We start from the raw sequence: 13,319 nt of genomic DNA, 5'->3' as shown, positions 1-13,319 counted from the left end.
GGATTTATCTACTTCAACTACTTAGAATCAGCCTATCAGTAATTTATCTTCAGGGTAACGATATTTTTGTTTTACACTCTTTTGAGCAAGGGCAAAAGCCAAGGTTAAGGGTCCAAGTCTTCCAATAAACATCGTAATAATGATGATACATTTTCCTGCATCGGATAGACCAGCTGTCAGGTTCATGGACATTCCGACCGTGCCAAAAGCAGAGGTTGCTTCAAACAGCAGTGCAAGGAAATTATTATGTTCCGGATATTCTGTTATTGTTAAAAGAAATGTAGCTGTAAGCACCACGCCCATTGAGATTGTCATTACAGCCAACGCCCTGAATACAATTTCTTGTGGTATGCGCTTTTTCAAAAATTGTACATCTGTGCTCCCTTTTACCGTTGCAATGATACTCAAAAGAAGTACAGTAAAGGTAGTTGTTTTAATACCGCCGCCTGTTGATCCAGAAGAGGCTCCAATGAACATAAGGAAGATCATGAAAAACTGGGTGGCTGGTAGCATCGCTCCAATATCAATAGAGTTGAAACCGGCAGTCCGTGTAACGACTCCTTGAAAATATCCAGCCCATATTTTTTCCTTCCACGAAAGCGTGCCAAAGGTCCGGCTATTAAAGAGTTCAATCATAAATACAATCAAAAAACCAGCTAAACAAAGAAAACCGGAAGTGATGAGTACAATTTTGGTATGCAAAGAGAGATCCCGCCATCTTCTTTTCCGGTATAAATCAAGGATGACAATGAACCCGATCCCACCAATGATAAACAACAGTGAGATAACAATATTAATCAACGGATCCCCAACAAATCGGCTTAAGCTGTCCGGCCATAAAGCGAATCCCGCATTATTAAAGGCTGAAATAGAATGGAACACACCGTAGTAAATAGCTCTTGCCGGTCCCATTTCACCTGCCCACCGCAGAGCAAGTATAACGGCTCCGACAGTCTCAACAATTATTGAAATCAGAAAGATATTAAGTGACAACCTAACAACCCCTTGAGGCGTAACTGCATTAGCAGATTGCTGAATGAGCATGCGTTCCTTTAATCCTATCTTCCGGCCCATAATTACGGCAATCAAGACACCATATGTCATAAAACCTAAACCGCCTAGTTGGATCAGGAACAGGATTACTATCTGCCCGAAATGGGAAAAATCACTGCCGGTGTCAATGACAACCAATCCAGTGACACAGATCGCCGAGGTCGAAGTAAAGAGTGCATTCAACCACCCCACACTTTCCCCTGTTGAAGAAGAAAACGGCAAATTCAGTAATATAGCTCCAACAATTAAAGGCACTGCAAAGCCCAGGAAAATGATTCTTGATGATGTTAAGTTTAAGTTCCTAACAAATAAGGGAATCTTTATTTTTGGCATCGTGTTAGCTCCTGTCTGGCTAATAATAATAATAATTACAGAAGGAGCCTGCTGCACGCAGGCTCCTCATTTTTGTGGTCAACAATTAGAGCAATTATATATTTACCCGAGTAAGAAGTAAAGGGAACACGATAACATTGGAGCTCTGCCTGGTTATCAATATTTGTTTGATTTTACCAAATATAAGCCAAGACAAAGGCAATAAGATATTAAAGAAGATAACCCCTGTCGGCCAGACAGCTGTTATTTCTGCTGTAACCGATGGATTATCCCAAACTAGCATGGCCAATGGAATGCTTAACAGTGCCAAAGGTATAAGAAAGGTGAAATGGCTGCTTAAGCTCGAATAAATCAGCCAATCCATGCGCGCATATAAAGAAGGTGAAAATCATCCGATGAAACATGAAGATAAACCATATTACTTTTACTGCCGCTTCAATCTGTTCGTAAAACCCTCAAACGGTCACTGTCTTTGTATGACCACTTTTTGAAAATTGACGGGTTTTAAAAACTTAATCTTTTCACATATTTATCAACTGACTTTTGTAGCTTTAAGTTCTCTTCATCAGGGTTACTCATAACGAGCATTGCAATTTTCTGAGGTGTATAAGATTTCATGGATTGAATCGCTTCTTTCTTGCGCCCATCTCGATGTGGACATTTCCATTTAGGTCCCAATCGAATTTCATCTATATAGAACGTAATTAATAAACTAACATAATTTTCGCGTCGCCAAATCGGGTAATACCTAAGTAAATAAACTCGAGGCGGCGATGAAAATGAGTGCCAAAGAGATTGAGCAATTGAATCCAGCGATGAAACAAACTTCAGACAAACGGCTTTACGAAAGATATTTAGCGGTTCGCCTTCTCTCGAAGGCCATACCTTTGAGAACATAGGTGAGCTACTTAGTCGTGCGCGCTAAACAATCAGTATTTATTGGCAAGCCTATCAGACCCAAGGACTCACAGGTTTAGAAATGGAGCATTCTCCCGGGCAACCGACAAAACTTACGGAAGAACAGCGTCATCAGTTAGCCGCGATGCTGGAGCAGCATTCCCCTATCGATGTGGGTTTCGAGGCTCGTTATACCTGGACTCTGCCAAATGGCTCTGATTTTGGACAACAGTCGGATTCATCACGCTACCGAGTTACAACTGTTTCTAAAGGAGCATCCGCGTCTGCAGCTTGTCTTTCTACCACCTTACAGCCCAAACCTTAACCCCGTTGAAGGACTTTGGCTATGGCTCAAAGCTGACGTAGTGAACAACATCTTTTTTGAAAAATTCTATAAGACTAGACTTCATGTGAGTCAGTTTATGAAGCGAATTAACAACCATCCATATACGCGTGTTGAAATAATGTTCTCCGTTAATTTAGTAATGTATAGCTTTTTTTATGCTTTTCTCAAAGGAAATTGATATAAATTTGGTACATAGCCGATAATCCTGTTTATACAAAGAGAAAAAGGATACAGTTTAGACACTGCATACTATTCATACTATTTCTTTTGTATTTCTTGATGTCAGCAAAACTGAAATACCTTAAGAATGGGTGGCGATTCATTTGTGCTACGGCTGCCGTGCAAAGCCTCTCCGTTCCTGTCATGGGTTACTTTATTGTTGTACGGCGGCTTTCTTGGCTGTTCTATAGAAATTCCTGTGCGAGCTTTTCACTTTAAGAACACCTCTGCCTCACTGACCGTTATTAAAAAAATGCTAAAACATACGCAAAACGATACGCATGTTTTTGAATCCGTTTAACTTCATTTCAGTTTCAGCTGTTGACTGGAAATAAAAAGAAACAACCCTGATCCAAGCATGGCACAAAGTATATACATCCAGGAATAGGATAGCAAATCGGCAACAGGACCAAGCAATACTCCACCAAGCGATACGCCCAGATCAGCCATAGCAATAAACAGCCCGATCAGCACATTGCGATTAGACTCCGGGAGAGCGAAGGTTAAGTAGGTTGTTAAAGTCGGATACAGCATCGCTTGGGCCAATCCCATCAGCAATGCACCGCAATAGAATACCACAAATCCGCCATAACCGGATAGTCCGGTACACAGGGAAGCAGCAGTAAGGGCCAAAATGACCGCTTTTATAAAGGCAGGATGCCATTTGCCGTCAGAAGGTATTTTTTTGCGCAAAAAGAATCTTGCGGCTACAATCGTTCCCGCCTGCAACATCAGATAGAGAGCTGCGCTGGCGTGCTGTACCTGTCCTGCGTACAAAGGAATAAACGTGGTGACTCCGCCGAAGATAACAGATGATCCCAGCATCAGTATGCTACATAAAAACAGGTGGGGGTTAGTGAATAACTGGCTGAAGGAACCTTGCCTGTCAGCTTGCTGTGGCAATGGACGTTTATCTGGCGCTTCCATCGTAGCACTAAAGCCAAAAGCGCCGGTAAGTACAGCCATGCTAATGATTGTTATCGAAAAAACACTCATGTTTCCAGACTCCCAAATATTCAGTGCCAAGAACGGTCCTATGACCCCGGGCATTGAGGCACAGAGCGAATACATGGATATGCCTTGCGAACGGTCTTTTTCAGGCAGCGAATCGATAATGCCAAGCTGCAGCGACATGGAGAAAAAGGCTGTGCACACCCCTTGCAGCATCCGTGCAAAGAAATAGCCGCCTAAACCGGTAATCGTATACAGTGACAAAGCCAGGGCGTTGATGATTAGGATGATCCGCAGCATTTTTACCGGGCCCTGCCGGTAGATGACCTGACCTGCCCAGGGCCGCAGGAACATCGTTGTAAACAAATAAGCTCCCATGACTATACCTATAGTCGAGTTGCTTGCACCGAGTGATTCACCTTTTAAAGGTATAATTACATTCAGAATCGAATTTGAACTGAAGTAGAAAAGTGTCAATAAATATAATCTCATAAAGGGCCAAGCCAAAGCTCCCCTCACAATATGTTTCTCCCCTTCCCATCTCTGCTGTCTGTTAAACGTAATGCCATCTGCAGCATCGCTTTGGAGTATTCAGACTGCACCTCGTTTAATCGCTGGGCGGATATGATCTCTTCGATCTGACCGCCGCGGATAAACATCATCCGGTCGCACAAATAGGCAGCTGCCTGAAGATCATGCGTAATGAAAATATAGCTCATGCCGTACGTCTCTTTCAGCTTCTTCAGTAGCTCCAGAATCTGGAACTGAACAGATGCATCCAGAGAACTGACGGCTTCATCCAGGAGAATATAATGAGGATCCGTTGAAACTGCTCTAGCAATGCACACCCGCTGTGCTTGTCCTCCCGACAGCTCATGGGGATACTTTTTCCGGTAAGAGCTGTCCAAGCCTACTTCACGTAACAGGCTGTCAATTTTTTGATCGACTTCTATATGATTACGTCCTTGAATTTTGAGCGGTTCCGCCAATGCCTTCTCCACAGTGAAATAGGGATGGATTGAAGAGGTATAATCTTGAAATACAGCACTGATCTTTCCCTTTCTGCCGGCCCGCTCCCCTATATCCCTGCCTTCAAATTGAATCGTGCCGTGGTCCGGCTTCTCGATGCCAAGCAGCAGACGTCCCAAAGTTGATTTCCCGCTTCCGCTCTCTCCGATGATGCCTAGCACCTCGCCAGCCTCCAAGGCAAAGCTGATATGATGCAACACCTGCTTGTTCCTGCTGAAGAACAATCCCCCGCTAGAATATGATTTATCCACCTGATTAACGGTCAACAAGCTTAAGACCTCCCATACTCCGGATGAAGTGGCTGTTCAGTGCCTGCTTCGCTTCGATTAGATATTTGGTGTAAGCATGTTTGGTGTTGGTAAAAATCTCGGCAGCCGCTCCACTCTCGACAATCTCGCCGTCCCTCATAACGACGATATCATCAGCAATCCGTTTTACCGCGCCAAGATCATGCGAGACAAAAATCATAGAACAGCCAGTCTCGGACTTCAGGGAAATGAACTGCTCCATAACCTCATACCGGGATAATGTATCCAGTGCGGATGTCGGTTCATCGGCGATAATCAGCGTTGGCTTCAGGACGATGGCCAGCGCAATCATCATCCGCTGCAGCATGCCTCCTGATAGCTGATGCGGGTATTTATTCATCAGCGTCACCGGGTCCTTAAGCATGACGTTTTCCATGGCGACGGCCATCTTCGCAATAATTTCCGTTTTGCTCCAACCATAATGCTGCTTCAGCGTCTCTTTGAAATGATTGCCGACAACGCTGGAAGGGTCGAAAGCGCGCATCCCGTTTTGCATAATCAGGCATAGCTGCCGGCCCCTTTGCTTCCGCATTTCCTGATCAGAGAGTCCGGTGAGATTCATTCCGTTAAGCTTTATGCTTCCGCTCTGCCTAATGTTGGACCTGTTCAGCCGCATAATCGCCCGGCAGGTTACAGACTTCCCGCTCCCGCTCTCCCCTACAATAGCCAGACAGCGCTCGGGCTTGATCTGAAAAGAGCTGTCCTTGACAAGGATCGTATCCGTTAAAGCATCCCATAATCGTAAATTTGAAACCTCCAGCGTGTTCATGGAAGTTATGCCACCTCTTCCCCCTTCAGTTTGGCAGAAAATCTCGTAAATGCCCGCCGCGGTTTGGAAGGCTTTCTTTGCAATTTTGGATCTAAGGCTACTTGCAGGGAATCAGAGCAGAAATTTACCGCTGATACTATGATGACGATGGCCAGCCCTGGAGCCAGCATAAGCTCCGGCCGGGAGAACATTACCCCTCTGGCTTCATTCAGCATCATGCCCCATTCCGCATGAGGCGCCTCGATCCCTAAACCAAGAAAGGACAGTCCGGAGATTTGCAGAATCATCGTTCCGAACGCACTGCTTGCAATGACGGCAAAATCCGGAAGCGCCACAGGCATGATATGCTTTATCATAATTGTCATATTGCCCATTCCGCTCGTTTTGGCAAATCTTACATAGTCTGCATCGGCATACTGCAGGACCGAAGAGCGGATGACACGCGCAAACCAGGCCCATTTCATAACGACAAAGGCAATTAGAATGTTCTGGATTCCCGGCCCCAATATCCCTACTACAGCCAGCGACATGACATAACCGGGAAAGGAGAGCATTACGTCACAGACCCTCATGATCACACTGTCTGTCTTTCCCCTGAAATAACCGGCCAGCAATCCCAGCAATGCCCCGAAAAGCGCAGATACGGCCATCGCAACAAATACCCACAGGACACTGGGACGTATGCCGTAAATTAATCTGGATAATACACAGCGTCCCAAATGATCGTTGCCAAGCAGGAATTTCCAGGACGGTAGAGCATAGCGCAGCTCCATATGAACTTGCTCTGGACTATGGGGCGCTAACCAAGGTGCTAAGATTCCCGCAGCTGCGGTCAGCACGATGATCGTGAGGGACAAGGCAGCAAGCTTGTCCCCCCATATCTTTTGCAATACGCTCATTTAGAACTCCTTTCTTAACTTGGGGTCCAGTGCTGCATTAATGAGATCCGAGAGTGTATTAAACAGCACGAAGGAAACGGCCAGTACCAGGACATAAGCCTGGATGACCGGAAAATCCCTCCCCAGGATTGAATTTACGGTTAATGGACCTAAACCGGGCCAGGCGAAGATGCTTTCGACGACAACTGTACTCCCCAGAATAATGGGGACCGCCATACAGAACACAGAAGTAGCAACCTGCATAGAGTTCTTTAACATTCTAAGTGTAATTTTCCTCTCCTGCAGACCGCAGGCTCTGGCATATAGCGTGTAGTCCTCATACAACTGGCTCAGCATGGAGCTGCGGACAAGACGGAAGTAAATGCCTGCATAGCTGACAGTAAGGACGATCACCGGCAGAATGTAACTGGCCCAGGAATCCATTCCGCTGGTCGGCAGCCAATCCAGCTTTACTGAGAAATACCAGATCATCATTGCTGCAAGCCATGCCGACGGCATGGAAGTCAGGAAGAATGAAACGCCCCGGATAGAACGGTCAAGCAGCCTGCCTTCCTTCAGCGCACAGAGGATTCCGAGTCCGACGGAAACCGCCAGTATAGCAATCACCGATACCATAGTTAATTTGAGCGTGTTCATAAAAGCCGGGCCAAGCAGCGCCCACACTGCTGTACCCGTGATATAAGAGTCCCCGAAGTCCAGGCGGAGGCAGGAGGTCAGCCAATAAAAGTAACGGATCAGAAATGGCCGGTCCATGCCGAGTGCAGCTTTGGTCTCCATGAGCAAGGCTTCAGTGACTTGCGGGACTCCTTGTGCCCGGAGAACAACCTCGGCCGGGTCTAGCGGTGAGAGGTTATTCAGAGCAAAGTTCAGGAATGAGATAATGATCAGCAGCGGAACCGCCAGCAATGATCTTTTGAGGATAAAGATGCCCATAAAGACCTTCCTTTCCGTAACCGGTTATTCAAAATGCATATTCTCGAAAGGCAACTCAAATTGCGTTTGCTTAAAGGCGATGCCCTGCAAGCTGCTTGGAGCGACTACAGTAAGATTTCCGTTCGTAATTGGAATGAAGATGGCCTCATCATGGACAATCGTCAGGATGTCCGTGTACAGTGATTTTCGCTGGTCCTCTGTAGTGGTTGCCATAACATTATTGATTTTTTCAAAGAGCTGCTCTGCTTGAGCGATACCGCTTGTTGCATGATAGTAAGAGGATTCGGAGGTAAATGCAGAAACTGTACTTTGCGGGTCATATGCTAGGCCCCATGTCTGGTTGAACAACAAATCATAAGTCCCTGAAGCTCTCCGGTTAGCGATAGAGGAGGAATCTTCGCCGATCAGCTTCAGCTCCATGCCGATCCCTTTTACGGTATTTTGGATCAATTCAGCTTGTGTCTTCTGAGATATGGAAGCTGCATCATAATAGAGCTCCATGGATAAAACCTTACCCTCTTTAGAGCGGATTCCGCCTTCTGAGACTGTCCAGCCTGCATCGTCCAGCAGCTGTGCTGCCGCCTGTAAATCATAGGTGCGCGTCTTCAATTCGATATCTGCATAGTTCACGTTGGCCGAAAACAAAGTTTCAGCGGGCGTTTCTTTACCGTTAAAAATTTGATTGGCGATACTTTCGCGGTCGATCGCATGCCAGATCGCTTCACGGACTGCTTTTTCTTGTGCAGGACTTCCAGCTTTGCTGCTGTTGGCCACAATTACTTTCGTGTTCATCGGCTCACTTCTAACGACTTGATAATCCCCGGCTTCAATTAGACAGTCCATTGCCTCTGTATCAATACTGTCGGTTCCCCTGTCATCAGTAAAAATAAAGTTAACTTCCCCTTTTTGCAGGGCCAGGAATGTTGTTTCTCCTGTCGGAAGCACCTTTGCGGTAATTTTCTTAATCTCCGGTGCGCCGTTCCAGTAATCAGGATTTGCTTCAAAAATAGCATATTGATCTGTCTGGTGTTCGGTGAGCCGATAAGGGCCGGTTCCGTTGTGACCGTTCACTCCATCTTTGGTTTCCCCGTTAATAAAGTCTTTCGGTGACAGGAAGACGTAGGGTCTGGTCATGGAGAGCTCAAGCAAAGCAGGATAATAGGGTTCTGACAAAGTCATCTGGAAGGTGTTTTCGTCCACTGCCTTGGTATCGATAATTTTGGTGGACAGCCTGATCCATGAATGCTTGACCGCATTATGCTGAACTGCATCGATATTCTGCTTGACTGCCTCCGCATTAAACGGCTCTCCATCGTGGAAGGTAACACCTTGTCTTAGATGAAAGGTATATACAGTTCCGTCTTCAGAGATGTCCCAGGATTCTGCCAGCAGCGGCTTGATTCCTTCAGGAGTGTTTTCAACCAATGATTCGTAAACCATTCCTTGGGCCGGCATTGAGCCTGGATAAAGATGCGGATTCATATCGTTAATATCCTTGACTGTTGCGTAAACGAGCTCCTGCTTTGGACTGGACACATCGGTTTGTCCGTTCTCCGCCTTACCGCATCCGGCTAGCAAAGCCAGCGCCGTGACTGCCGCCAATAAAGTAATTAATTTTCGTTTCATTTGATTTCCCCCATAGTATGAGCTGATTACTTCCACTTCCAAGCCGGTCTTTTGTATGTATGGGTGAAGCAGACTGTTAGAGCCTGAAGTTGGAGAAATCAACAGAATGCATTTTACATGCGCCAGTACATCCCTGTTAAGGCTACTTAATACACTCAGATAAGCATCTGCAGTCATGCTAAACCGTTGAATTAAAAATAATATGAGTCGCTGACTTTATTTCTAGCCCGAAATCATGTATTTCCCCTGTTACCAGACGTATGGGCTCCTGACCCGATCATTACAACCTTTGAATCAGAGCTGAGGTGGAAGCTCCCGAATTCCTGTTCAATACATGATTCTTTGGCGAACGATATTTTCTGAAGCAGTCCTCACCTCCTGTATACTAATGAATGGTATAAAAATTAATAGTAATTATTACGATTAACAGTGTAAATTATATCCATGTTTATTGCTTTGGTCAATATATTCTTTTTGGATTATCCGGGAATACTCTTGTACAAAAAAAAGCTTTCCTGCTGATACCCGGGTAAGGTACAGGGAAAGTTTTCGTACATCCTATGCTTTTTATTGAGAAATGTTTTTTCGTTCTTTTTGGGCCAGATCCTAATATCCGGATATTACTGCCCCTTTGCAGATCGACATTGAAATACAAAAGAAACCCGGAGTCTTTAAAAGACCTGGGTTTCTCAACAATCTGAGAAATCCGTTTGGTGTTCTTTCCATGCAGTGAAGTTCAGGCTAGAATTGCCACTTTTCTGGAATTAGCGGGTTTCCCCGCGGTGCAGAAATTCCTCAATCATCGCTTTGTATTTGTCCAGACTGTACCCGTTATACATTCGGGAAGTAAGCGTACGGGTGTTTCCAAAGAAAAAGCGCTCAAACTGTTTCTGTCTGCCGCCGAAGGGGCCGACACCCAGCTCCCAGGACAGCCGGAAAAGAGAAATCCGGTCGCAGGCGGATGTATCCTGTCCTTTAAGATAAAGACGGATAAAGTCGCCGGCATCAGATTCCAGATCTGTCTCGGAAGGAAGCATAACGAGACTGCTGGAACTGATGTCCTGGAGCATACCCAGCATCTCCTGATAAAAAGAGGAATACTGCATCGTAGCAGCAATCAGCGGATTTTTGGCCGGCACATAATAGCCCTTGGAATCCGGTTCTGCCAACATTTCCGAAGCCAGGCGAAGAGATTTCAAATTTTCAAGCATGGTCAAAATCCGAGATATCCGCTCTATAGTAACCGGTTCGAGCGAGATATTCTGTTCATCCGACAATTTAGAGACCAGGCCGAGAAGAAATTCCGTCTTGGCAATGTATCGTGTAAGCACCTGATGGCCGGTATGGCTGTGAAAATTCCCTTCGCTGAACAGCCGCTCTCCAATCTCTTCCTTCCCTAAGTAAAAGATACGGTTGCGTGGTATGAACACGTGATCAAAGATAACCATGGCGTCCATTTCTTCAAATCTGCTGCTCAGCGGATGATCATAATGAGATGAGCCTGAATAACTCTCCCGACAAATGAAGGTCATTCCTTCCAGATCATTGGGAACGGCAAATGCAAAGGCATATGGATTATCCTGTTCCAGCATGGAAGGTAAAGGTGAAGGAAACACCAGTATTTCATCACAGGTTGCAGCCTGCGTAGCCATCATAAAAGCACCGCTTACCACAATTCCGTTCTCCGTGTGATCGATAACTTTAGCTGTAATGGAATCATCAAACTCGTCCACCAGCTCGGACAATCGGCTGGCAAACGGCTGAATGAATGCATGGGATAATGTGATGTCCTGACTTCGGCAGTATTCATAGTACTTTTTGAGATTATCTTCATATTCCGGATTGTATTCTTGTAACAGATGAGCTGCGGTATATAAAGACATCAGCGTCGTGTTCATATAATCTGGTGATCTCCCTAAAAACCCATGGTGCTTCTCTGCCCACAATTCCATCATGATTCTCCTGCGAACCAGGTCTTCCTTGCTTCTCGGTGCCAGGAAGGAAAGTCCGTAACGCTCCCCGTCAGTCCCGCTCTGAAAGGTCAGTTGTTCCATGATTTTCTTCTGATGCTGCATATCATACATTTCAGCTTGGGTCTTCATTAATCCGTTGAAAGCGGGATGGCTGGATAAAGGCCCTTTGATGGTTTTACCCTGATACCATATATTGATTTGCTGGCGGTTGATACGCTCGGTATATTCCTTGCCGTTCTTAACTGCCGTGGCCCACCACCCCATTCATGAAGATTCAACGGTTCAGCCAATATGACTAATCCAGTTGCTATAAAATACGTTGTACCGTTGAAAGCAGTACATTGTCCATGTTCAAACATTTACTTTCCATCAATCTCAAGTCAAACATATTACTACTTAGCACAAATAACTTAGATAATTATCAATTCGGCAATGGGGGCAAGTTCTTGCCCTGAGCAAAAGACAAGAACGTTGTTCCTTAAAAACAACAAACCCGCGCTGGGCGCGGGCTCTTGTGGGACTATATTCTAAATTCCGAAACGTTTTCTTTTCACTTGTCAGTTTATAAGCAGCTCTTACCGGTAAGGAAACACCATCTTTTATAAAATGAAGAAAAAAGCAGTCCCTATTGGGGCTGCCTTTTATAGGCTTGTATAGAACAAAGAAAAGATCACCTCTTCAAGTGTTTTCCCTTTAATTAGATTTCCTCCAGATATACGCTATATAGACAGTACAGAATAGTACGATAACGAGAAAGGAATAACGATACATCACCGCATAACTGCTTGCTTCTGCAAGGCGGCCAAGGAGTAGCGCCCCTCCGCCGATGCCAAGATCAAATGCCGAATAAAATGTCGCATTCGCAGGACCCCGCAGTTCCGGTTCTACGCGGTTTAAGATCCACGCCTGGAGCGAAGGCTGCACTGCACCGAACCCGAAACCAAAAAGGACTGCCGAAATTGCCAGCATAGTCATGCTATGGGTATAGGACAAAACGAGGAGCGAAGCGGCCAGTAACAAACTGCCTGGAAAAATGACCCATACGTGGCCTTTACGGTCAAACAGCCGTCCGGAAATTAATCGCACGATGAGCAGGCTGATGGCATTTAACGTAAAAAACAAACCGACATTGCCAATCTGGGCTTCTTCACCAAACAGCGTAATAAAGCTGACGATCCCGCCGTAAACGATCCCGATCAACAAGCCGAGCAAGGAGGGAAACAGCGCCTTTGGCTCGAATAGCTGTGACCGGAGAGGAAGCCTTGCTTGTGCCTGATCAGTGCTGCCGGAACGCTCATTACTATGATTACGCTGCTTCTGAACGCCCCACACGCATATCAAGGCTAGCGCTGTACTGGCGGCTGCAACAAAAATGACACCAGGCATCTGCCATTTTCCATCTAGAAGAGCAAGTCCGATCGCAGGTGCGAGTGCCATAGCAAGCGTGCTGGCGAGCCCGAAAAAACCAATCCCCTCTCCCCGCCGGTTAGCCGGAATAATATCTGAGGCCATTGTACTCGACGTGACGGTGACAATTCCCCAGCAAACGCCATGAACACAGCGTGCCAGTAGTAGCAATCCAACTGAAAGCGTCCAATTGTACGAGGATATAATAATAAAACAAAGGACTAGACCTGCAACAAGCCAGCCTTTTTTGCTCCGGCTCATAAGTGCTCCGACCAATGGCCGGCTGAATAACGAGAATACAGTAAAGATACTGATGATCAAGCCGACCGCTGTATTGTTTCCACCCAAGTCCAGCATGTAAACCGGCAACGTAGGCAGCAGTATTTGAAATCCGAAGAATAAAAAAAAGCTAGCCGCCGTAATTAGTACAAAATCCATTGTCCATAATTTAGTAGACTGTTGTTGCTGTGAATAACCGGTTTTCATGATAGCTTGCCTCCAGCATGCTTAATTTAGTGAGTAACCTCACTTTATTTGTTTATAGTGAGTTTACTCACTAATTTCATTGAAGTCAAT

The 13,319-nt window shown here is 45.7% G+C and carries 9 protein-coding genes and 1 pseudogene; 1 reads left to right on the top strand and 9 read right to left on the bottom strand.

Going from position 1 to position 13,319, the window contains the following annotated elements:
* Positions 1-27: 27 nt before the first annotated feature.
* Positions 28-1,386 (bottom strand): TrkH family potassium uptake protein, encoded by a 1,359-nt coding sequence (locus NST84_RS15425; RefSeq protein WP_342561074.1) that lies wholly within the window; start codon positions 1,384-1,386, stop codon positions 28-30.
* Positions 1,387-2,159: 773 nt separating this feature from the next.
* Between NST84_RS15425 and NST84_RS15420 the strand changes: the two are divergent.
* Positions 2,160-2,807, top strand: a pseudogene (locus NST84_RS15420) (transposase).
* A gap of 344 nt (positions 2,808-3,151) precedes the next feature.
* On the opposite strand, the gene NST84_RS15415 reads toward NST84_RS15420, so the two are convergent.
* The 8 genes from NST84_RS15415 to NST84_RS15380 form a co-directional block, all read right to left on the bottom strand.
* A complete protein-coding gene (locus NST84_RS15415) occupies positions 3,152-4,318 on the bottom strand; it encodes an MFS transporter (protein WP_342561073.1) in 1,167 nt (388 codons plus the stop codon).
* Complete coding sequence (locus NST84_RS15410; protein WP_342561072.1) at positions 4,315-5,097, bottom strand: ABC transporter ATP-binding protein; 783 nt, start codon at positions 5,095-5,097, stop codon at positions 4,315-4,317. The genes NST84_RS15415 and NST84_RS15410 overlap by 4 nt, the downstream gene beginning before the upstream one ends.
* Entirely contained in the window at positions 5,084-5,905 is an 822-nt protein-coding gene (locus NST84_RS15405) for an ABC transporter ATP-binding protein (RefSeq protein WP_342561071.1), read from the bottom strand. The genes NST84_RS15410 and NST84_RS15405 overlap by 14 nt, the downstream gene beginning before the upstream one ends.
* Positions 5,906-5,910: 5 nt before the next feature.
* Positions 5,911-6,804: a nickel/cobalt ABC transporter permease gene (gene opp1C / locus NST84_RS15400; protein WP_342561070.1), complete on the bottom strand. Its 894-nt coding sequence runs from the start codon at positions 6,802-6,804 to the stop codon at positions 5,911-5,913.
* Complete coding sequence (gene opp1B / locus NST84_RS15395) at positions 6,805-7,737, bottom strand: nickel/cobalt ABC transporter permease (protein ID WP_342561069.1); 933 nt, start codon at positions 7,735-7,737, stop codon at positions 6,805-6,807.
* Positions 7,738-7,761: 24 nt separating this feature from the next.
* Positions 7,762-9,540 carry a nickel ABC transporter substrate-binding protein gene (nikA, locus tag NST84_RS15390; RefSeq protein WP_342561068.1) on the bottom strand — a complete coding sequence of 593 codons (1,779 nt, stop codon included), beginning with the start codon at positions 9,538-9,540 and terminating at the stop codon, positions 7,762-7,764.
* A gap of 587 nt (positions 9,541-10,127) precedes the next feature.
* The gene (locus NST84_RS15385; protein ID WP_342561067.1) at positions 10,128-11,600 is read right to left on the bottom strand and encodes a 4-hydroxyphenylacetate 3-hydroxylase N-terminal domain-containing protein; all 1,473 of its coding nucleotides are present in this window, start codon (positions 11,598-11,600) and stop codon (positions 10,128-10,130) included.
* Between the two features lie 429 nt (positions 11,601-12,029).
* Entirely contained in the window at positions 12,030-13,229 is a 1,200-nt protein-coding gene (locus NST84_RS15380; protein WP_342561066.1) for an MFS transporter, read from the bottom strand.
* Positions 13,230-13,319: the final 90 nt, after the last annotated feature.

Source organism: Paenibacillus sp. FSL R7-0345 (assembly GCF_038595055.1).
GTDB lineage: Bacteria > Bacillota > Bacilli > Paenibacillales > Paenibacillaceae > Paenibacillus_AQ.
The sequence above is the reverse complement of the archived record's forward strand: the minus strand, read 5'-3'. Positions and strand labels throughout refer to the sequence as shown.

Bases quoted from the DNA above. Each gene is read 5' to 3' on its own strand.
- nikA (WP_342561068.1), bottom strand. From the start codon at position 9,540: ATGACTGCAGATGCTTATCTGAGTGTATTAAGTAGCCTTAACAGGGAT.
- NST84_RS15405 (WP_342561071.1), bottom strand. From the start codon at position 5,905: ATGAACACGCTGGAGGTTTCAAATTTACGATTATGGGATGCTTTAACG.
- opp1C (WP_342561070.1), bottom strand. From the start codon at position 6,804: ATGAGCGTATTGCAAAAGATATGGGGGGACAAGCTTGCTGCCTTGTCC.
- NST84_RS15380 (WP_342561066.1), bottom strand. From the start codon at position 13,229: ATGAAAACCGGTTATTCACAGCAACAACAGTCTACTAAATTATGGACA.
- NST84_RS15425 (WP_342561074.1), bottom strand. From the start codon at position 1,386: ATGCCAAAAATAAAGATTCCCTTATTTGTTAGGAACTTAAACTTAACA.
- opp1B (WP_342561069.1), bottom strand. From the start codon at position 7,737: ATGGGCATCTTTATCCTCAAAAGATCATTGCTGGCGGTTCCGCTGCTG.
- NST84_RS15385 (WP_342561067.1), bottom strand. From the start codon at position 11,600: ATGGGGTGGTGGGCCACGGCAGTTAAGAACGGCAAGGAATATACCGAG.